This is a genomic window from Pseudomonas fungipugnans (genome assembly GCF_029955235.1).
GTDB lineage: Bacteria > Pseudomonadota > Gammaproteobacteria > Pseudomonadales > Pseudomonadaceae > Aquipseudomonas > Aquipseudomonas fungipugnans.
The window spans coordinates 144554-167896 of the sequence record NZ_JARBWL010000001.1; the positions used below are offsets into that span (position 1 = coordinate 144554).

General features: G+C 59.2%; 23 protein-coding genes. 8 read left to right on the forward strand and 15 right to left on the reverse strand.

Translation table 11 applies throughout. The annotated features are described in order from the left end of the window. The first annotated feature begins 80 nt into the window (after nt 1–80). From gnd to POF45_RS00725, 3 genes are read left to right on the forward strand one after another with little or no spacing between them, the layout of a single operon-like run. Entirely contained in the window at nt 81–1061 is a 981-nt protein-coding gene (gnd, locus tag POF45_RS00715) for a phosphogluconate dehydrogenase (NAD(+)-dependent, decarboxylating) (RefSeq protein WP_259494298.1), read from the forward strand. Continuing rightward, entirely contained in the window at nt 1058–2584 is a 1527-nt protein-coding gene (gene zwf, locus POF45_RS00720; RefSeq protein ID WP_259494297.1) for a glucose-6-phosphate dehydrogenase, read from the forward strand. The genes gnd and zwf overlap by 4 nt, the downstream gene beginning before the upstream one ends. Next, nucleotides 2581–3402: an HAD family hydrolase gene (locus POF45_RS00725; RefSeq protein WP_282314766.1), complete on the forward strand. Its 822-nt coding sequence runs from the start codon at nt 2581–2583 to the stop codon at nt 3400–3402. The genes zwf and POF45_RS00725 overlap by 4 nt, the downstream gene beginning before the upstream one ends. 41 nt (nt 3403–3443) lie before the next feature. Here the strand turns inward: POF45_RS00725 and POF45_RS00730 are convergent, their stop codons facing one another. Then, on the reverse strand, nt 3444–4733 hold the full coding sequence (locus POF45_RS00730; protein WP_259494295.1) for an NHL repeat-containing protein: 1290 nt from the start codon (nt 4731–4733) through the stop codon (nt 3444–3446). Nucleotides 4734–4975: 242 nt separating this feature from the next. Beyond that, nucleotides 4976–5242, reverse strand: coding sequence for a hypothetical protein (locus POF45_RS00735; RefSeq protein WP_259494294.1), 267 nt, complete (start codon nt 5240–5242; stop codon nt 4976–4978). Nucleotides 5243–5586: 344 nt separating this feature from the next. Between POF45_RS00735 and POF45_RS00740 the strand changes: the two genes are divergently transcribed. Beyond that, the gene (locus tag POF45_RS00740; RefSeq protein ID WP_259494293.1) at nt 5587–6912 is read left to right on the forward strand and encodes a sigma-54 dependent transcriptional regulator; all 1326 of its coding nucleotides are present in this window, start codon (nt 5587–5589) and stop codon (nt 6910–6912) included. 93 nt (nt 6913–7005) lie between these two features. Here the strand turns inward: POF45_RS00740 and fapF are convergent, their stop codons facing one another. The 9 genes from fapF to POF45_RS00785 all read right to left on the reverse strand — a co-directional run bounded on the left by fapF (nt 7006) and on the right by POF45_RS00785 (nt 15312). Next, nucleotides 7006–8316: a fibril amyloid transporter FapF gene (gene fapF / locus POF45_RS00745; RefSeq protein WP_259494291.1), complete on the reverse strand. Its 1311-nt coding sequence runs from the start codon at nt 8314–8316 to the stop codon at nt 7006–7008. An 83-nt stretch (nt 8317–8399) separates the two neighbouring features. Continuing rightward, the gene (gene fapE / locus POF45_RS00750; RefSeq protein WP_282314767.1) at nt 8400–9137 is read right to left on the reverse strand and encodes a fibril amyloid subunit FapE; all 738 of its coding nucleotides are present in this window, start codon (nt 9135–9137) and stop codon (nt 8400–8402) included. 45 nt (nt 9138–9182) lie between these two features. Continuing rightward, complete coding sequence (locus POF45_RS00755; RefSeq protein ID WP_259494288.1) at nt 9183–9863, reverse strand: fibril amyloid maturation endopeptidase FapD; 681 nt, start codon at nt 9861–9863, stop codon at nt 9183–9185. 65 nt (nt 9864–9928) lie between these two features. Continuing rightward, nucleotides 9929–10888 carry an amyloid-like fimbrin subunit FapC gene (locus tag POF45_RS00760; protein ID WP_282314768.1) on the reverse strand — a complete coding sequence of 320 codons (960 nt, stop codon included), beginning with the start codon at nt 10886–10888 and terminating at the stop codon, nt 9929–9931. A 61-nt stretch (nt 10889–10949) separates the two neighbouring features. After that, nucleotides 10950–11528: a fibril amyloid subunit FapB gene (fapB, locus tag POF45_RS00765; RefSeq protein ID WP_282314769.1), complete on the reverse strand. Its 579-nt coding sequence runs from the start codon at nt 11526–11528 to the stop codon at nt 10950–10952. After that, on the reverse strand, nt 11525–11989 hold the full coding sequence (gene fapA, locus POF45_RS00770) for a functional amyloid chaperone FapA (RefSeq protein ID WP_259503187.1): 465 nt from the start codon (nt 11987–11989) through the stop codon (nt 11525–11527). The genes fapB and fapA overlap by 4 nt, the downstream gene beginning before the upstream one ends. Nucleotides 11990–12453: 464 nt before the next feature. Next, nucleotides 12454–12978: an AAA family ATPase gene (locus tag POF45_RS00775; protein WP_259494285.1), complete on the reverse strand. Its 525-nt coding sequence runs from the start codon at nt 12976–12978 to the stop codon at nt 12454–12456. Continuing rightward, nucleotides 12975–13538, reverse strand: a complete 564-nt coding sequence (gene pnuC, locus POF45_RS00780) for a nicotinamide riboside transporter PnuC (RefSeq protein ID WP_259494284.1) — start codon at nt 13536–13538, stop codon at nt 12975–12977. Before pnuC ends, POF45_RS00775 begins: the two co-directional genes overlap by 4 nt. A gap of 139 nt (nt 13539–13677) precedes the next feature. Further along, nucleotides 13678–15312 carry a methyl-accepting chemotaxis protein gene (locus POF45_RS00785; protein ID WP_282314770.1) on the reverse strand — a complete coding sequence of 545 codons (1635 nt, stop codon included), beginning with the start codon at nt 15310–15312 and terminating at the stop codon, nt 13678–13680. A 348-nt stretch (nt 15313–15660) separates the two neighbouring features. Here POF45_RS00785 and POF45_RS00790 point away from each other — a divergent pair, with 348 nt between their 5' ends. Next, entirely contained in the window at nt 15661–16491 is an 831-nt protein-coding gene (locus tag POF45_RS00790) for an undecaprenyl-diphosphate phosphatase (RefSeq protein WP_259494282.1), read from the forward strand. Then, nucleotides 16488–16916, forward strand: a complete 429-nt coding sequence (locus POF45_RS00795) for a DUF1294 domain-containing protein (protein ID WP_282314771.1) — start codon at nt 16488–16490, stop codon at nt 16914–16916. Before POF45_RS00790 ends, POF45_RS00795 begins: the two co-directional genes overlap by 4 nt. On the opposite strand, the gene POF45_RS00800 is transcribed toward POF45_RS00795, so the two are convergent. Together POF45_RS00800 and POF45_RS00805 are read right to left on the reverse strand one after the other, a co-directional pair. Continuing rightward, complete coding sequence (locus POF45_RS00800; protein ID WP_259494280.1) at nt 16913–17272, reverse strand: MmcQ/YjbR family DNA-binding protein; 360 nt, start codon at nt 17270–17272, stop codon at nt 16913–16915. The genes POF45_RS00795 and POF45_RS00800 overlap by 4 nt on opposite strands. After that, a complete protein-coding gene (locus tag POF45_RS00805) occupies nt 17269–18177 on the reverse strand; it encodes a LysR substrate-binding domain-containing protein (RefSeq protein WP_259494278.1) in 909 nt (302 codons plus the stop codon). Before POF45_RS00805 ends, POF45_RS00800 begins: the two co-directional genes overlap by 4 nt. Nucleotides 18178–18307: 130 nt before the next feature. Between POF45_RS00805 and POF45_RS00810 the strand changes: the two genes are divergently transcribed. Beyond that, nucleotides 18308–18919, forward strand: a complete 612-nt coding sequence (locus tag POF45_RS00810; RefSeq protein WP_259494277.1) for an FMN-dependent NADH-azoreductase — start codon at nt 18308–18310, stop codon at nt 18917–18919. A 258-nt stretch (nt 18920–19177) separates the two neighbouring features. Beyond that, on the forward strand, nt 19178–20215 hold the full coding sequence (locus POF45_RS00815; RefSeq protein ID WP_282314772.1) for an alpha/beta hydrolase family protein: 1038 nt from the start codon (nt 19178–19180) through the stop codon (nt 20213–20215). Between the two features lie 80 nt (nt 20216–20295). On the opposite strand, the gene POF45_RS00820 is transcribed toward POF45_RS00815, so the two are convergent. Beyond that, nucleotides 20296–21483, reverse strand: coding sequence for an MFS transporter (locus tag POF45_RS00820; RefSeq protein ID WP_282314773.1), 1188 nt, complete (start codon nt 21481–21483; stop codon nt 20296–20298). A gap of 261 nt (nt 21484–21744) precedes the next feature. Continuing rightward, nucleotides 21745–23331 (reverse strand): ABC-F family ATPase, encoded by a 1587-nt coding sequence (locus tag POF45_RS00825; RefSeq protein ID WP_259494274.1) that lies wholly within the window; start codon nt 23329–23331, stop codon nt 21745–21747. Nucleotides 23332–23343: the final 12 nt, after the last annotated feature.

Sequence of the window (23343 nt, forward strand, 5' to 3'; positions counted from 1 at the left end):
GACGCTCTGGACTAACCCACATGGGTCCCGTTGGGCTATAACCTTTGACACCTATTATTTGCAGTAAGGAGCATCAGCACATGCAACTCGGGATTATTGGACTGGGCCGCATGGGCGGCAATATTGCGCGGCGCCTGATGCTCAACGGCCATACCACCGTTGTTTACGACCGCAATACCGCTTTTGTCGACACCCTGGCCGCTGAAGGCTCAACTGGCGTTGCCGACCTTGCTGGCCTCGTTGCCGGGCTGTCCAAGCCGCGTGCGGTGTGGGTCATGCTGCCGGCCGGCGCGCCGACCGAAGAGACCATCGACACCCTGAGCACCTTGCTCGAAACCGGCGATACCATCATCGACGGCGGCAACACCTTCTACAAGGACGACATCCGCCGGGCCAAGACCCTGTCGGAAAAAGGCCTGCACTACATCGACGTCGGCACCTCGGGCGGCGTCTGGGGCCTGGAGCGCGGTTACTGCATGATGATCGGTGGCGACGCCGAGACGGTCAAACGCCTCGACCCGCTGTTCGAAAGCCTGGCCCCGGGCCTGGGCGACATCCCGCGTACCAAGGATCGCAAGTCCGACGACGATCGTGCCGAACGCGGCTACATCCACGCCGGTCCTGCGGGCTCGGGTCACTTCGTCAAGATGATCCACAACGGCATCGAGTACGGCATGATGCAGGCCTTTGCCGAAGGCTTCGACATCCTCAAGACCAAATCCAGCGAAAACCTGCCTGAAGACCAGCGCTTTGACCTGAATGTCGGCGACATCGCCGAAGTCTGGCGTCGTGGCAGCGTGGTGTCCTCGTGGTTGCTGGACCTGACCGCCGATGCGTTGGCCAGCGATCCGAAACTCGACGGTTATTCCGGCTCGGTGGCTGACAGCGGTGAAGGTCGCTGGACCATCGAAGCCGCCATGGAGCAAGCGGTGCCCGTACCGGTGCTGTCGAACTCGCTGTTCTCTCGCTACCGTTCGCGTGGGCAAGGCACCTTTGGCGACAAAATCCTTTCTGCCCAGCGCTTCGGCTTCGGCGGCCATGTGGAGACTCCGAAAAAATGACCAACACGATCCGCAGGAAATCCAAGGTAGAACCCGCGCCGCCGACCACGTTGTTTCTGTTCGGTGCGCACGGTGACCTGGTCAAGCGTCTGCTGATGCCGGCGCTGTACAACCTGAGCCGTGACGGTTTGCTCGGGGATGGACTGCGGATCATCGGCGTTGACCACAACGCCATCAGCGATGAAGCCTTCGCGCAGAAGCTCGAAGACTTCATTCGCACTGAAGCGGCAACCAAAGTCGGCAAGGGCGGCGATGAAGCCCTTGATCCGCAGCTGTGGGCCAAACTGGCCAGCGGTATCAGCTACGTCCAGGGCGACTTCCTGGATGACAGCACTTATCAGGCGCTGGCGGCGAAAATCGCCGACAGCGGCACGGGCAATGCGGTGTTCTACCTGGCCACCGCACCGCGTTTTTTCAGTGAAGTGGTGCGCCGACTCGGCAGCGCCGGTTTGCTGGAAGAAAGCCCCGAAGCGTTCAGAAGGGTGGTGATCGAAAAACCGTTCGGCTCCGACCTGCAAACCGCCGAGGCCTTGAACGCGTGTCTGCTCAAGGTCATGGCGGAAAAGCAGATCTACCGGATCGATCATTATCTGGGCAAGGAAACGGTACAGAACATTTTGATCAGCCGGTTCTCCAACAGCCTGTTCGAGGCCTTCTGGAACAACCATTACATCGACCACGTGCAAATCACCGCCGCCGAAACCGTCGGCGTGGAAACCCGTGGCAGTTTCTACGAACACACCGGCGCCCTGCGGGACATGGTGCCCAATCACCTGTTCCAACTGTTGGCGATGGTGGCGATGGAGCCGCCAGCCGCTTTCGGCGCCGACGCGGTGCGCGGTGAAAAGGCCAAGGTCGTCGGCGCGATTCGTCCCTGGTCCGTCGAGGAAGCGCGAGCCAACTCGGTGCGCGGCCAGTACGCAGCGGGCGAAGTCGACGGCAAGCCGTTGGCTGGCTACCGCGAGGAAGACAACGTCGCCGCCGACAGCAGCACTGAAACCTATGTCGCGCTGAAGGTGATGATCGACAACTGGCGCTGGGTCGGCGTGCCGTTCTACCTGCGTACCGGCAAGCGCATGAGCGTGCGCGACACCGAGATTGTCATCTGTTTCAAACCGGCACCGTATGCGCAATTCCGCGACACCGAGGTCGACGAGTTGCAACCGACCTACTTGCGCATCCAGATCCAGCCCAATGAAGGCATGTGGTTCGACCTGCTGGCCAAACGGCCGGGGCCTGCGCTGAAGATGGCCAACATCGAGCTCGGTTTTGCCTACAAGGATTTCTTCGAAATGCAGCCTTCCACCGGCTACGAAACCTTGATCTACGACTGCCTGACCGGCGACCAGACGCTGTTTCAGCGCGCCGACAACATCGAGAATGGCTGGCGCGCCGTGCAGCCATTCCTCGATGCCTGGCAGCAGGATGCGAGCGTGCAAAGTTATCCGGCGGGGGAGGACGGCCCACAGGCGGCGCTGGATCTGCTGGCGCGTGACGGTCGCGTCTGGCACGGCCTCGGATGAGCGGCCCGGGGCAACAACCCATCCGGTTTCTGCTCTGCGACATGGACGGCACCCTGTTACAGCCCGATCATAGCCTGAGCCCACGCACCCTCGAGGCGGTCCGCGCCTTACGCGACGCCGGCGTCCTGTTCAGCCTGGCCACCGGGCGCCCGCCCAAGGCCATGTTGCAGCAGATCGAAGCCTTGGGCGTCGACGTGCCGACGGCGGCGTTCAACGGCGGCACCATCGTCAAGCCAGATGGCAGTTTGCTGGTTGCCCATTATTTGCCAGCTACGGCAGCATTAACGGCGCTGGCGCTGTTTGCCGATCAGCCGGGTGTCGAAGTCTGGGTATTCAGCGGCGGCGACTGGCTGTTGAAAGACCCGAACGGGGAGATGGTACCGCGTGAGCAGCACGGTCTGGGTTATCCGCCGGTGGTGGTTGAGAGTTTCGAGCCCTATCTGGAACGGATCGACAAGATCGTTGCCACCAGCAATAACGCCCAGTTGCTGATCGAACTGGAAGCACAGTTGTCGCCCAAGGTCGAAGGCCAGGCGCAGGTGTCGCGTTCACAGCCGATTTATCTGGACGTGACGGCGATGCAGGCCAACAAGGGCGACGCTTTGGCGACGCTGGCGGAGTACCTCGGTGTACCGCTGGAACAGACCGCCGCGCTGGGTGATGGCGGCAATGATCCGGCGATGTTTCACCGCGCCGGGTTGTCGATTGCGATGGGCCAGGCTGAAGACGCGGTGAAGCGTCAGGCTGACGTGGTAACGGCTGCCAATACTGAGGATGGCGCGGCGCAGGCAATCGAGAAGTACGTCCTGCTTCGCTAACTACACTGCTCCCCTCTGTGGGAGCGAGCAGGGGATTGTGTTCAGCCCAGGTACCGCGCCACCACCGCCCGGTAGTTGCCCTCCAGCGAATAGCCGCCCACGACAATGGCACCGTCGGCCTGCACTGCCAGCGACGTAGCGGTATCCAGGCTGCGCCCCAGGCGGGTCCGCACCCACCCTGCGTCCTGGTTGAAAGCTTGATCCAGCTGCCCGTCAGGCAAATAACGGCCCAGTAGAAAGTCCGCTTCCAACCCGCCGATGGTCGCGCCGGCGACCACTATTCGACCGTCCGGCTGTATCTGCGCAGCGGTCCATTGGCCGCCGCTGTGGCCGGTTTCCAACAGGTGCGGTTGGCCGCCATTGCAATGATTGTCCGGACGGCCATTGCTGTGGACTTTGAGTGACAGGCAATGCATTGGGTCGCGGCTGCTGCCGAAACAGTGCAAATCATCATTTTCGTGCTGAACGATCCGGCCCACTTGAGCGCTGTGTCCTCGGGCCTTGAAGGTCATGAAGCCATCCACGGCGAAACTGCTGTCCAGCGTACCATCCGGGTGGTAACGCGCCAGCAGTCCTTCCTCCGGGAAATTGATCGACCCTCCTGCGATGATTCGACCGTCGCGCTGCACCATCACGCTGCCAAGCCATGTATTCATCAATAGATGCCTGACGAGCACAAAGCCCCGGCCATTGAAGGTGGTGTCCAGCGTGCCGTCGGTGCCGAGGCGGATCAGCAGGCCGACATGATCAGCCAATTCAAAGTGATGGTTGGCCAGCAGCAGAATGCGGCCATCTGCCTGTACGCACACATCGCAGGCTTCGGCACCCGGTACGCCCGGCGGCAGCCAGTCGTCACGCAAGCCCTGGGACAGGTTGCCGGGCAATTGCACCACCAGTCGGCCATTATCGCCAAAACCCGGGACCGGTCGGCCATCGGGATCGAACAACGCCAGGCCGGGCTGTGTTCGGTGCGCATTTTCGTAGTGCAGGCCGGCCAACAACAGCGAGCCGTCGGCCAGCACGCGTACCTTGTTGGCCATGGCTTCAAAGCCGGGGGTGAATTGGCCGATCAGGCTGCCTTGGCTGCCGAACGACAGATCCGCCGAACCGTCCTCCAGCAGACGCGCCAAACCATAACAGCTGCCCCAAGGCGTCCCGACTTTTGCCGCGACCAACAGCCGTCCCTGCGAGTCGATGGCAACATCGTTTGCCATGCTTGACGAGCTACCGGCGAAATACACCTGGGTTTTGCCACCCACGGCAAAGCGGGTGTCGAGTTGACCGGCTTCGCTCAGGCTTGTCGAGTGAGCGGTAGCGACCTGGATAGGCATGCACGCATCTCCTTGCCAGTCGACCCGAGCCCCGAAACCGGGGAAGGTGTCTACATGAGCGAGCCATTCAATCCCTGAATGGTTACATGCACAACTGTCATAACTAACAGGTGGAGCGGCATTCGCGGCCAGAACAGTGTCTTTACGAACCAGTGGCAAGCAGACCAACTAATTAACACGGTCCTGTAAATAAAAAAGATCGCGGCCGGAGGCTGCGATCTTTTTGCGTGTTGCTAAAACGCTTAGTGCGGCATGGACCACGATTGCAGTTTGTGGCCTTCCTGACTCAACTCGGCGCGTGCCTGTTTGAGCAGCAGCTCAAGTTGTGCCGGGTCGGAGTACGCACTGCTCGGGATCTGCGTGCGGCCAATGCGGGTATTGGTGCGGTCGATGACGGTCAGGCTGAGTTCACCGTTACCGTCCTGTGGCGCCCAGGCCACGCATTGAAAGGGTTTAAATGCGCGGTCGGCAATCAAAAGAGCTTCGTTGATACGCAGCGGGGCAGTCATGGCGGTCTTCTCTCTGTATGCCCAATCAAGTGATGTGCCGATGGTTGGGCTTACCGTTCGGCTGGTTACTTGTACTGATGCCCGCAACCGGGGTGCGGGTCACACCCAATCGGAAGAAATTTCAACTTTCTTTCATATACTCAGTGTTCCGTTGTTTTTTGAAAGCCTGGTGAAAGGTTCCGCTCAATTGCCGGCTAACAACGTTGTTTCTTATAACTAGTTAGACACTTCCCCTATAGTCAAACGGTACAAGGTCCCGTCAAATTCTTGCTAATGTTACAGCCAGGTCCGCCAAATGACTGTTTCTAATAATATTTCCTTAAATTTGGCGCCAAGGAACAGTCATGATCGAAGCGCCTGCCCTACGACGCCTGCTGGTAGTGGACCCCTGCGACGATTGCCACCGGCTGTTGCCCGGTTTGCGTTCGGTTGGCTGGGACGTCGACAGCTGCAGCCTGGAGAACGCCGCCGAGCGCACCTGCGATGTCGGTCTGTTGCGTTTGCAGCCTTTTCATCTTGAACGGCCAGAAGCCGTCAAAGAGCTGATCAGTCGCAGCGGCACCGAATGGATTGCGGTGCTCAACCAGGAAGTCCTGCGATTGCAGAATGTCGGGGACTTTGTCTGTGAATGGTTTTTCGACTTCCACACCTTGCCGTTCGATGTCTCCCGGGTCCAGGTCACTTTGGGTCGGGCCTTCGGCATGGCGCGGCTGCGTGGGCAGGGTACGATTCACATCGATCAGCCTGAGCACGAGCTGTTGGGTGACAGCAAACCGATTCGTGAGCTGCGCAAACTCTTGAGCAAACTGGCGCCTACCGAGTCTCCGGTATTGATCCGCGGCGAAAGTGGCACCGGCAAGGAACTGGTCGCGCGTACGCTGCATCGGCAATCCCAGCGCCATGGCAAGCCATTTGTGGCAATCAATTGTGGGGCGATTCCCGAACATTTGATTCAGTCAGAACTGTTCGGCCATGAGAAGGGCGCCTTTACCGGTGCACATCAGCGCAAGGTCGGGCGGATCGAAGCGGCGAACGGGGGCACCCTGTTTCTCGATGAAATTGGCGACCTGCCACTGGAGTTGCAAGCCAATTTGCTGAGATTTCTGCAGGAGAAACACATCGAGCGTGTCGGCGGCAGTCAACCGATCCCGGTGGATGTGCGGGTGCTGGCGGCCACTCACGTAGACCTTGAGGCCGCCATCGAAAAGAAACGCTTTCGCGAAGACCTGTACTACCGCCTCAACGTGCTGCAAGTGGTCACGGCTCCCTTGCGTGAGCGCCACGGCGACTTGTCGATGCTGGCCAACCACTTTTCCCACTTCTACAGCCACGAAACCGGCCGTCGGCCGCGCAGTTTCAGCGAAGATGCGCTGATTGCCATGGGCAAGCACGACTGGCCGGGCAACGTTCGCGAGCTGGCTAACCGCGTGCGTCGCGGACTGGTGCTGGCCGAAGGCCGTCAGATCGAAGCACGGGATCTCGGATTGATCAGCCAGCAGGCAATCGTGACGCCCATGGGCACGCTGGAAGACTACAAGACCCGTGCCGAGCGCCAGGCGTTGTGCGATGTGCTGAATCGGCACAGCGATAACCTGAGCATCGCCGCCCGAGTGCTGGGTGTTTCACGGCCCACGTTCTACCGGTTACTGCATAAACACCAGATTCGATAAGATCAAAAAATCGCAGGCTGCGATCCTGTGATCCTGAGAGTGCAAAAAGCCCCGCCGCAATTGAAGTCGCGACGGGGCTTTTGCTTGCCTGGATCAGAAGTAGTACGGGAATTTCAGGCTGAAGGTGAAGTCCGGCGCATCGGGTGTCATGCCCAGGGACAAGTTGGGCACGATGGTCAGGTTAGGTGTGGCCGCGATGGTCATGCCGATGTTGAAGTAGCCGGCGTTGGCGTCACTGGAGACAACCGACTGCCAATCCCCACCGTCTGGCTTGAGCGAGCTTCTGCGCTGAATCAGGTCAGACATCGAAAACGACATACTCATCTTTTCGTTCAATGCAAAGGCTACGCCCATGCCGACCTGGAAGCTGTCGCCGATCTTGACTCTGCCTGGGGTGGTCTGGTTGACCGTGGAGCTGATATCGCTGAAAGACTCCTCCAGGTTATGGGTGTAGGAGAGAGTGCCAAACAGCACCGCCGGGTCGAAGGTCTTGACCAGCGAGATACCTGGTGTGATCGACCAGACGCCGTTACCGGTTGGCAGGCTTTCAGGCACGAACAGGTTGGTGTTGGTCGGCGACTGCACGAGCTTGATCCCGAACGGGTCCTTGCCGGTCGGTGCCTTGACGCGAAAGGTAAACACGGCATCCGGCAGATTGGCCGATTCGTCGAGGAACTTGTAGGCCACCCCGGCGTTGATATCGCCGATGGTCGGATCCTGACTGACGTCGCCCTCGCTAGTCACGTTTGCTGCCCCGTTGTTGCCACCGCCGGACTGGTAGGTCGAGTCGCGATAGACCACGGGCACGTTCAGGTCGAACTGCCAGCGATTGTTGTAGTTGTAACGACCGGTGAGGTCCACGGTATAGGTGTCTGCCTTGATTCGGTCCAGGTTGATGTTGCCAAGGAAGATCGAATCCAGCGCCAGGAAACCGTTGAGGGTCAGTTGCCGGGTGTCGTAGTGCGAATAGGTGACACCGGTTTCGAAGCTGAATTTGCCGCCACCGAAGAAGCCGCTGGCCTCGTCGTACAGGTTGGTGACGCTCTGTGCCGGTTGGGAATCATCAGTCAGTGATTGACCGTACGAAGCGCCGCTGCCCCCGGCCGCGCCCCCCGACGCCGCAGCCGCACCGGTGCCACGGTTGGCGACCTGCGTATTGCCTTTGAGATCCGCTGGCGATTTGGCCAGGCGCTTGGGCTGTGGCGTGGCCGGTTGTTCCTCGACCTGGCGCACCCGTTGTTCGAGTACGGCCAGCGCCTTTTGCTGTGTTTCGTAGCGTTGTTTCAAGTCGAGAAGCTCCTGCTTCAACGCTTGGACATCCGCATCCGGTGCTGCTTGCAACACGGCGGCCGGAAAAAGTGTGCTCAAACATACGACTGCGCGCAGCGATGCCGATCGATACATGAAAAAGCCGTCCCTTTAAGCCCAATGATCGAAGGTCAGCGTAGTTCAATATTCCAAATTGCGTAGTCTGTTAGTGCTGTTCCTTAATTACGTAGCCCCTTGAGTTGACTGAGCGACTGTGAGGCGCCGGCAGCCGGGTTGATGTTGTTGTTAAGCACCACATTGAGCAACGTCTGGTTGCTGACCAGGTTGCTGTTGCCCAGCAAGGTGGTGTTTTGCAGTAGACCGCTTTGCGCTACCTGTTGCAGGGCTGTGCCCTGATTGTTGCTGGCCTGAATGGCCAGTTGTACGCCGCCACTGATGGCGGATACGGCGACACTGCCGGCGGCATTGCTGCTGCTGATGGTTTGACCACTCGTCAACACCTGGCCCTGGGGCGTAGCCAATACTGGCGCGGTGCTGGATTGAGTGACATTGATCCCGACATTGTTATTGGCCGTGTTGCTGTCGCCCGCTGCACGTACGCTCTGGGTGACGCCCTGGGTGGTGCTGAGGCCGGCGCCACCGGTCACGGTGCCGGTGCCTTGTGTCGGCGTATTGCCGCTACCTGTCTGCTTGATGGTGGACACATAGAATTGGGGTTGGACGGTTGAAGACTGGATCTGCATCGAGGTGGCAGCCCCGATCAGGTCGCCACTGGCGTTGCGCCAGGTGCTGCTCATGACGATGCCGAAGCTGATGATACGCCCCGGCATGACGAAACGACCGCGTAGCTCACCGAGCTCCTGGTCGCTCACGGCGATGGGTTTGAATCCTTCATTGGCAAAGCTTGACGCGCTTGCCACCAGGCAGGCGGCGGCCAGCCAGTATGAGGTTTTCATCTGATGCTCCCGGGGCATCCAGCCCCTTTTTTTCATTATTAGGCGCTAAAAGAAGTCGCTCTGAATAAAACCGAAATCCATCAGTTCCGCATCTCTGACCGGACTGAACTCATCGAGTTTGTTCTTGGCCGTCAGGGGTGCCGGAGGATCAAGCAAAACATTGGCTTTGTCGTAACCAGGGCCGACGATGGCGAAAACGATGCCGTTCCAGCCTTTGACAAAATCATCGTGGGCATAGCGTTTATGGCCAAGTACCGGGTCGCCGATGTAGACCCAATCCTTGTCTGCCCGCTGCAACACCACGAAGTGCTTGTAGCCCCGAATGTCCATCAGGACCACGACCGGAATCGACACGGAACCCAGCTTTTCAGGCGGGATCTTGTAACCCCTGGCGCGCATGCCGATGCTTTCCACATAGTGCTTCATGTCCAGCATGGAGAAACCCTGGGTACGAACCAGGTTCTGGTCTGCGTTGACCAGCATGCCTTTGATGATGTGGTCCTCATCAACGTCGAGCCAATAGGCTTGGCGTAACACGGTCGCCAGTGCGGCGGCGCCGCAACTGAAATCGGTTTTTTGCTCGACAATGTCGCTGAACTTGCGCTCACGAATGCTCTGCACATGCTTGTAGACCAGCATGCCGCCAGGAAGCGCGGCGACCGGCATCTGGGCAGCTTGAGAGACACCACACAGACACAGCAGGACGGTGAGGGCGGCCATACGCATGATCGATACGCCTATTTCCGGAGTGTGGAAAAGCCCCGTTGCCGGGGCTTTGTAGACGGTCGTGATCAGTGGCTGACCGACGAGATCGACAGGCTGTTGGCTTGTTGGTTGCCGACACCCGCCGAGGAGTTGGCGCCCATGTTGCCAGAGGAGCCGTTTAGCGAGTTGTAGATGTAGGCACTGTTGGTTACAGGCGCTGTCCAGCCAGTTGGGGTCAACACTTGTTGGGTCGTCACGCCACCCAAGTCGAAAGCGCCCACTGCAACGAAGCCGGAGGTGCTGTCGCCGCTGCCACCACGGTTGTTATTGCCATAACCGCCGTGGCTGCCATGATCGCTGTCGGTTTTGGTTTTGGCGATGCCTGTTGCCACGAAGCTACCCGCACCTTCGAAAGTACCGGTGAGGGTGTCTTTCTTGAAGGTCTGAACGCCTTGGTTTTCCACCACCAGGCCAGTAGAGGACTGGGTGGATGCCGAGATGGCCTGAGACTGGCCATTGGTGCCCGAGGAAATTGCCATGTTGTTTTTCTGTTGGTTGAAGTCGCCGGAGGTCGAGTTCAGGCCGATGTTGCCGGAGCTGCCGTTACCTGAGGTGTTGATCGAGGAAACGTTGGCCGTCGAGTTGTTATTCACATAGTTGTTGTTGTTGACCTGGGACACGGTAGACAAGGAACTTGCACCGTTGCTCGAGCCGAAGATAAAGGCTTCGTCCGAGGCAATCGCGGCGGCGTTGTCTTGTTGGTTACCATCACCGGCTGCAACGTTGGCGCCCATGTTGCCGCTAGAACCGTTCAGCGAACTGCCCATCATCGTGGTGTTTTGGGTAGCCTGGTTATTCACGACATTGCTGTCGCTATCCTGTGAGTCAACCGCAGCGGCACTGGCGCCTGCGATGATTTGTGGTGGAGGTGGAGGGTTGTGACCGTGGTCGCCGCCCTGATTACCGCCGCCACCTGCTTGTGCTGCCATTGCCATCACTGCTGCCAGAGCGAAAACCAGTGGTTTAAGAGCCATTGTAGGTTTCATGGTATTTCTCCGTGCTCATTAGTTGGTTAAGTGTTGGTACGTCTACTGCACTGCAATTGGGTCAGTTCGCGACCCGGATGCTCAGGGTGTTAGCTATCTGGTTTCCCACCCCGGCACTCTGGTTCACCTGAATCACTCCGCGGCTGCCGGTGAAGGCCTGGTCACTGGTCGTGACCTGGCGGCTGCCGTTAGAAGCGTCAGTTGCTCCTGAGCTGGTTGACGGCGTCACGTTCTGTTGGGAAAGGACGCTGTCGTCGATACTTTGCGGGCCGGTGCTGACGCTGATGCGCATCACGTTGGCCATCTGGTTGTTGGCGCCGGCCGACTGGTTGACGCCCAGTACGCCGCTGCCATTGCTGAAAGCGTTGCCACTGATGCTGGCGGTTGCATTCATCCGCGAATTGGCGGGTGTATTGATGTTCTGATTCACGCGGGTACTCGCCGAGGCGTTCTTGCCAATGGCGATGACCCGAGCGTTGGTTTGCTGTGATTGATCGCCGGCTGCCTGGTTGACACCGATGTTGCCGCTGTACTGGGCGCCGGAATTCAGAATGCTGGCGTTATCCGTCACTGGCACAGTGGAATCGGCCATGGCGCCGGTACTGGCCAGCAGGGCGATGAAGATCAGGGAGCGTTTCATTTCATTGCCCCTCCCAGGTTGGTCAGCGGGGCGAGACCGGTGCTGAGGGAGCGGTTGATGGTTCCGGAGATTGACGCCCCGGCACCGGCACCGGCCGTGGCACCGCTGCCTCCGCCCACACCGGGTATGCCGTTGGAACCGCTTACAACGTTCAGGCCCTGTGGACCTGCACCGTTGAAGTTGATCATGTTGCTGATTGAGGAACCGCTGGCGACACCCGCAAAATCACTGTCGCTGAGTTCCCCGTTGCGTGTCGCCTGGACTACATTTGCTGAAGGGTTGGCACTGACGGCGGTCGGGTAGGGGTCTTTGCCACCGTTACGCCCGATCGGGATAGGCTGAACCTGACGTTCAAGAACAATCACACCATTGCCATCGGCCATGACGGGCAGACTGGTCAGGGCGCTGACGGCACACCCGATCAGCAGTACATTCGTCAAACTTCTATTGAAAGTTCCCACGGCAGCAATTCCTTCTTCTTGTGGGCTGGCTTCTGTCAGCGTTGTGAAGGAGAGAGCAGGAGGCGTGCCTGTTTTGAATTGTCGTGTTAATTCAACAGGTTGGAAAAAATGGTGGGGAGGTTGAACATTAATCTGTTTCACGACTGAAACAGTCACCCTGGCCATCAATGGGCCTGAGTGGTTGCAAAGCTCTGGATCAAGGGTTTGCGGCGATGTGTTTCATTCCCTTAACAACCCGTGTAAGGGAACGGCCAAGGGCCTTGAAACGGCATGTCTCGTGGGAGGCGGGTGTAACAGGATTGGACACTTTGCCCCGAATCCCAGGCGCAGGAGGCCTGAATATCGACTATTTCGCGTAGGGGCTGCCGCAGGCTGCGATTTTTTGATGTTGCGTTTTTGGGATTTCTACACAAGATCAAAATATCGCAGCCTGCGGCAGCTCCTACAGCGTCATGCGGCGCTTGTCAGGACGTGAGCAGTTGCGTCACCGCTTCCAGTGCCTGCTCTCGGCGTGCGGCCCAATCCCCTTGCAGCACTTGAAACGGTTGTCGGTGCTGTTCAAGCCAGGCCTGGGTTGCATTGAAAAATGCCCGGCGCTCATCAAGATCCGGCTGGCAGCGTTGGCCATCATCTGTCCAGTCCACCTGCTCGGGGGAAAGCAGCAAGTGCAAGTCGTAGTGGCGGCTCAGCAGGGCCTGCTCAATCCAGGGCGGGCAATCGCCGAACAGGGTCTGACTCCACAGAATATTGCTCAGCAAATGAGTGTCGAGGATCAACAGCCGTGGCTGTCGCGTCCGCGCTTCGTCCTCCCATTGCAGTTGCCCACGGGCGATTTCGGGAATGTCCGCCAGGCAGGTGTCCCGGGGATTGCGCTCGATGAATCCGCGCACGTACTCATCCACCAGTTCGCCGCCGAAACGCTCTTTCAAGGCCGCGGCCAACCAGCTCTTGCCGCTGGATTCGGGGCCGGTCAGTACCAGAACTTTCATGTGCGCAAGGCCGGATCGGCGCGCCATTCACGAAAGCCCTGCACGGCCAGCAGGGTGAACAGCCCGTACAGGGCGGCTGTCAGGTACAGGTCTTTGTAGACGAACAGCCCGACGAAAATCACATCCAAAGCAATCCACAATGGCCAGCACTGCACGCGCTTTTGCGCCATCCACCATTGCGCCACCAGGCTGAAACCGGTCAGGGCGGCATCCAGCCAGGGTTGTGCGGCGTCGGTCCAGTGGGCCATTGCGGCGCCCAGCAGCACGCTGCCGACAGCGCCGATGGCCAGGCCTTCGACGATCGAACGGGTATTGAGCGAGGACACCTGGCGACCTTCACGGGCGGCGCCGGCACGGGTCCATTGCCACCAGCCGTAGACTTGCAGCGCAGCGTAGATCACCTGCAGCAACATGTCCGAATACAACTTCACGCCATAAAAGATCCAGCTATAGAGCAGCACCATGACCAGCCCGATAGGCCAGCACCAGGGGTTCTGTTTGACCGTCAGCCAGACCGCAATCACACCGAGGGCGGCAGCAAACAGTTCAAGCCCGGACATGGTGGTTCCTTTGAAAGTCGAAAGAGGGAGCGGATTGTACTCAGATTGCTGCGAAGGGGCTTGCGCAAAACCTGTGAGTCAAACACCAAACCCTGTGGGAGCGAGCAGGCTCGCTCCCACAGGGTTCTTTATGTTGCTCTCAGACCCGGAACTGCCTGAGCAACCCGTTCAACTGCTCGCTCAATTCCTTGAGGTGAACGCTGGCCAGGCTCGATTGCTCCGCCGCCAGCGCCGTGCTGTGAGACAAGCCGGCTGCCTGAGTGACGTTCTGGTTGATGTCCTCCACCACCTGCGCCTGTTGCAACGTGGCGCTGGCAATCGAGGCGTTCAGCCCGTTCAGGTTGCGCAAGGCCTGACCGATGGCGCTCAGGCTGGCACCCGCCAGGCCAGCCTGTTCAATGGTCAGTTGCGACGCCTTGCTGCTGTCGCCGATCACTTTCACGGCGGCTTCGGAGTGGTTTTGCAGGCGTTCGATCATCGACTGGATCTCTGCCGTGGACTTCTGGGTGCGCTGGGCCAGCAGGCGTACTTCATCGGCCACCACCGCAAACCCCCGACCTTGCTCGCCGGCACGGGCGGCCTCAATGGCGGCGTTGAGGGCCAGCAGGTTGGTTTGCTCGGCAATCGAGCGAATCACCTCCAGCACGCCGCCAATCTGGGTGCTTTCGGTGGCCAGGGTGCGGATCACTTCCACCGCCTGATCAATGGTGCCGGACAGCTTGTCGATCTGCTGCAAGCTGCCATCGATGTTGATCTGCCCCTGTTGCGCCTGGGATTCGGCGTCGCGCATTTCGCTGGCGGCGTGCTCGGCGTTCTTGGCCACGTCCTGTACACCGTATGTCACTTCGTTGATAGCGGTGGCCACCAGTTCCATTTGCTGGGACTGCTGCTGGCTGCGTTGCTGGGCTTGTGCGGCATCGTTGCCCAGCTCGCTGGACGATTGGCCGAGGGCACTGGCCGAAACCTGCAACTGCCCCACGACCAGCCGCAACTTGGCGGTAAAGGCGTTGAAGTGCCGTGCCAGTTGCGTGACTTCGTCCTGGCCGTGAGTATCGAGGCTGCGGGTCAGGTCGCTTTCACCGCTGGCAATGTTCGCCATGGCGTTCACGGTTTCCTGCAACGGGCGCACGATGCTGCGGGCGATCATGATCACCAGCAGCGCCATGATCAGTGCAATCGCCAAGCCTATAAACGAGGCTTCCCAGACCTGGCCGTAGAACTCGGCCTGCATGTCATCGATATACACACCTGAGCCGATGACCCAGCCCCAAGGCTCGAACAGTTTGACGTAGGACGTTTTCTGCACCGGCGCGCTGGCGCCAGGTTTCGGCCAGCGGTAGTCGACCATGCCGGCGCCTTTGGCCTTGGCGATGGCAACCATCTCGTTGAACACCGCAAAACCGTCCGGATCGCGGATGGACGAGAGGTTCTGGCCTTCAAGTTTCGGGTTGGCCGGGTGCATGACCATCACCGGTGTCAGGTCGTTGATCCAGAAATAGTCGCTCTGGTCATAACGCAGCCCGCGCACCACGGTCAGCGCCTGTTTCTGCGCGGCTTCGCGGGTCAGGGTGCCGGCAGTTTCCAGGTCGTGGTAGTAGCTGAGGATGCCGCTGGCGGCCTGCACCACATGCTGGGTCTTCTGCGCCTTGGCATGATAAAGATCGTCGTGTATCTGCTTGAGCATCAATACGCCCAGCGTCAGCAACATCACCACCGCCACAATCAAGATGAGCCACAAGCGTCGGCTGATCGACACACTGCGCAAGCTGTTCATAACGCTTTCACTCCGGTTTCTTTTTCTTGTAATAAACGATCGCCAGCATCCAACCATGCTTTCGCGGCCGGGCCTATGCGACGCAAGTCCAATTACGCGGCGGCGTTAATCAGGCATGTCTGATAAGATTTCGGCCGCGCGCGCAAAAACCTGAATTCAAGTTGATTTTTCACGGAATTTTTACCGTTTCGTGTGGATTCTGTGCGCGGTGGTTCAGCCAGGCTGAGCGTCAGTGAACATTTAAAAGAATATAAACGGGCAGGCCTTGAGGCCGGTCATTCAAGCCCGCTCCCACAGGGTTCGAGGTTTGACTGAACGGTGTCGAGGGCACCGCTTTTTGGGGGATGGATGGATTTTTGGACCGCCTTTCAGGCAGTAATTCTTGGCGTTGTGGAGGGGCTGACGGAGTTCTTGCCCATTTCAAGTACCGGCCACCAGATCATAGTCGCCGATTTGCTCAACTTTGGTGGCGAGCGCGCCATCGCCTTCAACATCATCATTCAGTTGGGGGCAATTCTGGCGGTGGTCTGGGAGTTTCGCCGCAAGATTCTCGATGTGGTCACCGGTTTGCCAACCCAGCCGGGCGCTCGTCGCTTTACCGCGAATCTGCTGATCGCCTTCATGCCGGCAGTGGTGCTGGGGGTGATTTTTTCCGATCTTATCCACGAATATCTGTTCAATCCGATTACCGTCGCAACTGCGCTGGTGGTGGGCGGGGTCATCATGTTGTGGGCCGAGAAGCGCCAACACGAAGTGCATGCCGAAACCGTCGATGAAATCACCTGGAAAGACGCGCTGAAAGTCGGTTTCGCCCAGTGCCTGGCGATGATTCCGGGAACCTCGCGTTCCGGTTCGACGATCATTGGTGGCCTGCTGTTCGGGTTGTCGCGCAAAACCGCGACCGAGTTCTCGTTCTTTCTGGCCATGCCAACCATGGTCGCGGCGGCAGTGTATTCGGGGTTCAAATACCGTCATCTGTTCGTACCGGCAGACGTTCCGGTGTTTGCCATCGGCTTTGTGACTGCCTTCATCTTTGCGATGATCGCGGTCAAGGCATTGCTCAAGTTCATCGCCACTCACAGTTATGCGGCGTTTGCCTGGTACCGCATCGCGTTTGGCCTGCTGATTCTGGCCACCTGGCAGTTTGGTTGGGTTGACTGGGCGGCAGTCAAGCCATGAGTGAGGCCGACAGTCGGCAGCGCTCAGGACGAAAGTCAGGGAGTGAAGTCCAGCACCTGCGCTCGAAGTTGCTGGTGTTGGCTGCGCTGTGCGCGCTGCCGCTGTACGGCGCGTTGTCACTGTGGCTGCGTGGGGTGTCGTGGCTGCCTTTGGCGGCTTACGGGATCGTCAGCGTGCTGGCGTTTTTCCTGTATTGGAGCGACAAGCGCAAGGCTCGCGCAGACGCCTGGCGCACGCCGGAAAACGTCCTGCATGCGCTGGAGTTGGCCGGTGGCTGGCCGGGGGCCTTGATTGCCCAGCAGGTGTTTCGGCACAAGACCCGCAAAGTCTCGTTCCAACTGGTGTTCTGGCTGATCGTGGCAGTACATCAGGTGTTTTGGGTCGATCAACTGTTCCTGGGTGCTCACCTGCTGCCGCTGTTCTAGAGCAACAAACCGACCTGAGTACGCTTGGGTAGCTTGCTCACCACCAGTTGATGCGAGCGTTGTAACAACGCTTGCAACTCCTCGGCACCCAATGGGTAGGGCGTGTTCATGATGATCCATTGTGCCCTGGCCAGATAGGGCGCCGGGTGAACGCCGGGTCGGTCGCAATGGCCGAGAAACAGGTCCTTGTCGACCTTGAACGCCAGCGAATCTCCGCGCAGATTCTGCACGGCAAACATCTTGTTGCCGGCGATAGAGAACACCCGCACGCCGCCCCATTTATAGTCCTCGCGCGCTCCTGGCAGTGCCAGGCAAAATTGCGCGACCTGCGCTTCGCTCATGCGTCCTGCTTTCATAACAAACGATTCCCGCACGCCTCGAATGATTCCACCAAATGGTCGATCCACGCCCGCACTGCCGGCATCACGCCGCGCCGATGCGGATAGACCGCTTGCAGCCAGCCGCCGGGCAATGACCAGTCCGGCAGCAGTTGCACCAGTGTGCCGTTGGCCAGTTCCTGTTCGCAATACATCATTGGTAATACCGTAAAGCCCAGGCCCGATAGGGTGCAGGCCTTGCGCACGATAAAGTCGTCAATCCCCAGCCGCGCTTCGAGGCTCATGTCACAAGCCTTGCCGTTGGCGTCGAGCATACGCAGATGGACCATTCGGTCGGCTTCCAGCGCGCCGAGGACCGGTACGTTCTTCAGGTCGTCCGGGGTCTGGATATTTCGCTCGCGAAGGAATTCAGGGCTGGCCACCAAAGCGGTCTGCGCCTGACGCAGGCGCCGGGTTACCAGCAAGGGGTCTTCATCACCGAGTTCACGAACTCGCAGGGCGACGTCGATGCCCTCAGTCACCAGATCAACCCGGCGGTTCAACAACATGACCTCCAGTTGCACCTGGGGAAATTTCGACAGGAAGTCGCTGATTGCCATCGGCAGAATTTCATGGGCCAGTCCCACTGGGCAGGACACCCGCAATCGACCTCGTGGCTCGCTGGACATGCTCGCCACTGCTTCGTCGGCCATTTCGGCTTCCAGCAGCATGGCCTGACAGTGGCGCAAGTAGCGCTCGCCCACCGCTGTCAGCTTCAATTGTCGGGTGGTGCGTTGCAATAAACGCGCGCCCAGGCGTTCTTCCAGTTCCGCGATGCGCCGGGACAAGCGCGACTTGGGAATTCCCAGCAAACGTCCGGCAGCCGCGAAGCCGCCGGCTTCGACCACTTTGGCAAAATAGTAGAGATCGTTCAGGTCTTGCATCGTGTTTAACTCGATTGTTCTATCAGTGAGACAAACTATCGCATTGTTGCCGGCTAATCAGCTATTGGTTTCATGCGTAGGATCACTCCCATCAGATCGCCCCGTGGCGGTCCTCACCTGGAGATCCCACATGAAACTGTTGCATATCGATTCGAGCATTCTGGGCGACAACTCGGCTTCCCGTCAGCTGAGCAGCGAAGTGGTCAAGGCCTGGCAAGCTGCCGATTCGTCGGCCATTGTGACTTACCGTGACCTGGCAGCTGATGCCATCAGCCACTTTTCCTCGACTACCCTGGTAGCGGCCGGCACCACCGCCGAACTGCGCAATGCTGCGCAACGACATGAAGCGGACCTGAGCGCTTCGACCCTGGCCGAATTCATCGCCGCTGATGCCGTGGTGATTGCCGCTCCGATGTACAACTTCACCGTTCCAACCCAGCTCAAGGCCTGGATCGACCGCATCGCCGTCGCCGGTCAGACCTTTCGCTACACCGAAGCCGGCCCTGAAGGCCTGTGCGGTGGCAAGAAGCTGGTAATCGTATCGACTTCGGGCGGCTTGCATGCCGGTCAGGCAAGCGGCGTGGCGCATGAAGAGTATTTGAAATTGCTGTTTGGCTTCCTTGGCATCACCGACATCGAATTCGTCCGTGCCCAGGGCCTGGCCTACGGCGAGGAAGTGCGCAGCAAGGCGATGAGCGATGCGCACACGCAAATCAGCGAGCAGTTGTTCGCCGCTGCGTAAGGCTTTGGTAAAGACGTCAAACTGCTCGGGCAATACCCAAAAAACTCTGTATTCTGAACATTGCAATGGTCAGATACGGAGTTTTTTGTTTCTGGTCATTTCTTTTGTTTTACGTGTTGTGGCCCAGGTTATGCAATCGAGGGTTAACGCCCCCGCTCTGCAACGACCTTGATCGCCGCAAACACAGGCACAAGGCCGCGTCTTCGCCAGTCGACGCCGATCGGGCCTTTCAGCCCAGTAGCAAAGGTGGGTCTCGCCATGGTGCGTCTTTGTGCAATGTTACTGATTTGCCTGCTCAGCAGCCTGAATTCAGTGCACGCCGCGCCCGCGCCGCACCCGCACTGGAGCGTCGGCTATCACGAGATGACGTTCCTCGATCCGCTGGACTTGCAACCCATGCGTGCCATCGCCTTTTATCCCTCCAGTGACATCGACCACAGCAGTAATCTGGAGGGCTACACCGTTGCGGCGGGTGAAGACAGCAAAATCGCCATGGGTCGTTTCCCCATATTGATGCTGTCCCATGGCAACACCGGTACGCCGCTGGCGTTGCATGACCTGGTCACTTCACTGGCGCGCAAGGGGTTTGTGGTGGTGGCGGTGTTCCATCCCGGTGACAACTACAAGGATCACAGCCGCCTCGGCACTTTGAGCAACCTGTATGGGCGGCCGATCCAGATATCCGAAGCCATTACTGCAACCCTGGGCGACCCCATGCTTGCGCCGTTCGTCAATCCCGATCAGGTCGGCGTGATTGGCTATTCGGCCGGCGGTGAAACGGCGTTGATTCTCTCAGGGGCGACCCCGGATCTGGATCGCCTGCGTCGTTATTGCCAGGAGCGTCCTGATGACCGCGATGCCTGCAACACCCAGGGTGAGCTGATTGTTGATCGAGATGATTTGCAGCCGGTGGCCGACCCGCGCGTGCATGCGTTGATGCTGATGGCACCGCTGAGCCTGAAGTTCGGTCGCCACACCCTTGCGGGCGTGCATGTGCCGGTGCTGCTGTACAGCGGTGATGGCGACAAACTGGTGGCCTTCGACAAGAACGCCGCTGCTCTGGCGCGCAAACTGCCGGTGGCGCCGGACTTCAAGTTGCTGGCGGGAGCAGGGCACTTCGTGTTCATGGCGCCGTGCACGCAGGAGCAGATTGCCGCGATGCCGGCGATTTGCACGGATGCGGACGGTGTTGACCGTGAAGACATCCACCGCAACCTGATCTCCGAAGCCGGGCGCTTCTTCTCACGCACCCTGGACAAGCCGAGCCGGGCGGGAATGCAGACGGCCGATCAGTAAGGACCTTGTCGATTTTATCCCGTGCCCCCGATCCTCCCAGGAGCTGCCGCAGGCTGCGGCAGCTCCTGGGGATATGGATATCAGGACAATGCGCGGCGTTTCAGCAATAAGGTCAGGCCCAGTGCCGTGACAGACAACAACGCTGCGCAAAAGAATATCCACGAATACCCCAGATTCAGCGCCACCGCCCCCATTAACGGCCCGGCAATCGCCAGCGCCAGATCAAAGAACACCGCATAGGCACTCAACCCCGCGCCGCGGCTGGAGTTGGGCACCTGCTTGATCGCCTCGACTCCCAGCGCCGGGTACACCAGCGACAGGCCGAACCCCGTCAGGCCAGCGCCAAGCAGCGCATAACCGGTGGTCGGCGCCAGCCACAACAGTGCCAGGCCCACGGTTTCGATGGTCATGCAGGCAATCGCCGAGGTGAAACCGCCGAACCGGCCGATGGCGGAAATGAACAGCAGCCGCGACACAATGAAACAGATTCCGAACACTGTCAGGCAGTACGCGGCACCGCTCCAGCCACGATTCAAGTAATACAACGTAATGAACGTGGTCAGCGTGCCGTAGCCGATCGAGGCCAGACTCAGGCTCGCGCCAAAGGGCGCAATACGCCCGAAGACCGCCCAGAACGGCAGGCGCTCGCCGCGAATCACCGGTACCGATGGCTTGTTGCGAATCAACAGCAGTGCCGCCATGGCCAGTACCGAAAGGGTAATCCCCAGGCTGGCGAAGCCACAGGCATCAACCATCACCACCCCCAACGGGGCCCCGATGGCAATGGCGCCGTACGAGGCGATACCGTTCCACGAAATCGAGCGAGCGGTGTGCTGGGCGCCGACCTGGCCCATGCACCAACTGATCGTACCCACGCCAATCAGGCCCTGAGCGATCCCCAGCAGCAACCGGCCAACGATCAGGATCACCAGGCTCAGCAGGGGAAACGCTTGCAGCAGGGTGGACAGCAACGTCAGCGCGCCACTCAAGACAATTCCCGACAAACCGTAAACAATCGCCTGTTTGGTGCCCACGGTGTCTGACATCCGCCCGGCCATGGGGCGGCTGAGCAGGGTGGCGAGGTATTGGCTGCCGATGGTCAGCCCCGCAACAATCGCGCTGAACCCCAACTGTTCATGGACATACCCCGGCAACACCGCAATCGGCAGGCCGATGCACAGGAAGGCAATGAAGGTGTAGAAAACAATGGAAACGATCTGCAGGGTGATCGCCATGGAGCTTTGCGGGGGCAATTGCTGCGCAGACATGAGGGCTCATTCGCGGGCGGCGGTGGGAGAAGCGCATCATGGCGTGGGTGGGGAATAAAAGGAAGCAGGCTAACGATTTCTTTGTCGGGATTTGTGGTGATAGTTCTGGCGTCTTCGCGAGCAGGCTCGCTCCCACATTTGAAATGCATCCCCCTGTGGGAGCGAGCCTGCTTGCGAAGGTATCAGCCTCATCCAGAATGCGGGCCATGAAATGCAAAAAGCCCCGTCACAGGACAGGGCTTTTTCATGTTGCAGCAGTGCTTAGAACACCACACCCTGACTACGCAGGTAGTCGTCATAGGTGCCGCTGAAGTCGGTCACGCCGTCCGGGCTCAGCTCGATGATGCGCGTGGCCAGGGATGATACGAACTCACGGTCGTGGCTGACGAAGATCAGCGTGCCCGGGTAGTTTTCCAGCGCCAGGTTCAGCGCTTCGATCGATTCCATGTCCAAGTGGTTGGTCGGTTCGTCCATTATCAGGACGTTCGGCTTTTGCAGGATCAGCTTGCCGAACAGCATGCGACCTTGCTCGCCACCGGAGATGACTTTGACCGACTTGAGGATCTCGTCGTTGGAGAACAGCATGCGGCCCAGCGTACCGCGAATCATTTGCTCGCCCTGAGTCCACTGACCCATCCAGTCGAACAGCGTGACGTCGTCTTCGAAGTCGTGAGCGTGATCCTGGGCGTAGTAGCCCAATTCTGCGGCGTCGGTCCACTTGATGCTACCGGCATCCGGAGTCAGTTCGTTAACCAGCGTACGCAGCAGGGTGGTTTTACCAATGCCGTTAGGGCCGATGATCGCCACGCGCTCGCCAGCTTCAACCTGGAAGCTGAAGTCCTTGAACAGCGGCTTGCCGTCGAAGCCCTTGGCCATGCGCTCGATGATGACTGCCTGGCGGTGCAATTTCTTGTTTTGTTCGAAACGGATGAACGGGCTGACGCGGCTTGAAGGCTTGACCTCGGCCAACTGGATCTTGTCGATAGCCTTGGCGCGGGAAGTGGCCTGCTTGGCTTTCGAGGCGTTGGCCGAGAAGCGGCTGACGAACGATTGCAGCTCGGAAATCTGTGCTTTTTTCTTGGCGTTGTCCGACAGCAGTTGCTCGCGGGACTGAGTCGCCACGGTCATGTACTCGTCGTAGTTGCCCGGGAACAGACGTAATTCGCCGTAATCCAGGTCAGCCATGTGGGTGCACACGCTGTTCAGGAAGTGACGGTCGTGAGAGATGATGATCATCAGGCTGGAGCGCTGGGTCAGAATGTTTTCCAGCCAGCGGATGGTGTTGATGTCCAGGTGGTTGGTCGGTTCGTCGAGCAACAGCACTTCCGGATCGGAGAACAGAGCCTGAGCCAGCAACACGCGCAGTTTCCAGCCTGGCGACACTTCGCTCATCGGACCGAAGTGCTGCTCGATGCCGATACCCAGGCCCAGCAACAACTCGCCGGCACGGGATTCGGCGGTGTAGCCGTCCATTTCAGCGAACTCGGTTTCCAGCTCAGCCACAGCCATGCCGTCTTCTTCGGTCATTTCCGGCAGCGAGTAGATGCGGTCGCGCTCGGCCTTGACCTTCCACAGCTCTTCGTGACCCATGATCACGGTGTCGATGACGCTGAATTCTTCGTAGGCGAACTGGTCCTGGCGCAATTTACCCAGACGCACGTTCGGCTCAAGCATGACCTGGCCGCCGGACGGATCAAGATCACCACCGAGGATTTTCATGAAGGTCGACTTGCCGCAACCATTGGCGCCGATCAGGCCGTAGCGGTTGCCCGCGCCGAATTTGACCGAAACGTTCTCGAATAACGGCTTGGCGCCGAACTGCATCGTGATATTTGCTGTGGAGATCAATTACTTTACCTA

Bases quoted from the DNA above. Each gene is read 5' to 3' on its own strand.
- gnd (WP_259494298.1), top strand. From the start codon at position 81: ATGCAACTCGGGATTATTGGACTGGGCCGCATGGGCGGCAATATTGCG.
- zwf (WP_259494297.1), top strand. From the start codon at position 1,058: ATGACCAACACGATCCGCAGGAAATCCAAGGTAGAACCCGCGCCGCCG.
- POF45_RS00725 (WP_282314766.1), top strand. From the start codon at position 2,581: ATGAGCGGCCCGGGGCAACAACCCATCCGGTTTCTGCTCTGCGACATG.
- POF45_RS00730 (WP_259494295.1), bottom strand. From the start codon at position 4,733: ATGCCTATCCAGGTCGCTACCGCTCACTCGACAAGCCTGAGCGAAGCC.
- POF45_RS00735 (WP_259494294.1), bottom strand. From the start codon at position 5,242: ATGACTGCCCCGCTGCGTATCAACGAAGCTCTTTTGATTGCCGACCGC.
- POF45_RS00740 (WP_259494293.1), top strand. From the start codon at position 5,587: ATGATCGAAGCGCCTGCCCTACGACGCCTGCTGGTAGTGGACCCCTGC.
- fapF (WP_259494291.1), bottom strand. From the start codon at position 8,316: ATGTATCGATCGGCATCGCTGCGCGCAGTCGTATGTTTGAGCACACTT.
- fapE (WP_282314767.1), bottom strand. From the start codon at position 9,137: ATGAAAACCTCATACTGGCTGGCCGCCGCCTGCCTGGTGGCAAGCGCG.
- POF45_RS00755 (WP_259494288.1), bottom strand. From the start codon at position 9,863: ATGCGTATGGCCGCCCTCACCGTCCTGCTGTGTCTGTGTGGTGTCTCT.
- POF45_RS00760 (WP_282314768.1), bottom strand. From the start codon at position 10,888: ATGAAACCTACAATGGCTCTTAAACCACTGGTTTTCGCTCTGGCAGCA.
- fapB (WP_282314769.1), bottom strand. From the start codon at position 11,528: ATGAAACGCTCCCTGATCTTCATCGCCCTGCTGGCCAGTACCGGCGCC.
- POF45_RS00775 (WP_259494285.1), bottom strand. From the start codon at position 12,978: ATGAAAGTTCTGGTACTGACCGGCCCCGAATCCAGCGGCAAGAGCTGG.
- pnuC (WP_259494284.1), bottom strand. From the start codon at position 13,538: ATGTCCGGGCTTGAACTGTTTGCTGCCGCCCTCGGTGTGATTGCGGTC.
- POF45_RS00785 (WP_282314770.1), bottom strand. From the start codon at position 15,312: ATGAACAGCTTGCGCAGTGTGTCGATCAGCCGACGCTTGTGGCTCATC.
- POF45_RS00790 (WP_259494282.1), top strand. From the start codon at position 15,661: ATGGATTTTTGGACCGCCTTTCAGGCAGTAATTCTTGGCGTTGTGGAG.
- POF45_RS00795 (WP_282314771.1), top strand. From the start codon at position 16,488: ATGAGTGAGGCCGACAGTCGGCAGCGCTCAGGACGAAAGTCAGGGAGT.
- POF45_RS00800 (WP_259494280.1), bottom strand. From the start codon at position 17,272: ATGAAAGCAGGACGCATGAGCGAAGCGCAGGTCGCGCAATTTTGCCTG.
- POF45_RS00805 (WP_259494278.1), bottom strand. From the start codon at position 18,177: ATGCAAGACCTGAACGATCTCTACTATTTTGCCAAAGTGGTCGAAGCC.
- POF45_RS00810 (WP_259494277.1), top strand. From the start codon at position 18,308: ATGAAACTGTTGCATATCGATTCGAGCATTCTGGGCGACAACTCGGCT.
- POF45_RS00815 (WP_282314772.1), top strand. From the start codon at position 19,178: ATGGTGCGTCTTTGTGCAATGTTACTGATTTGCCTGCTCAGCAGCCTG.
- POF45_RS00820 (WP_282314773.1), bottom strand. From the start codon at position 21,483: ATGTCTGCGCAGCAATTGCCCCCGCAAAGCTCCATGGCGATCACCCTG.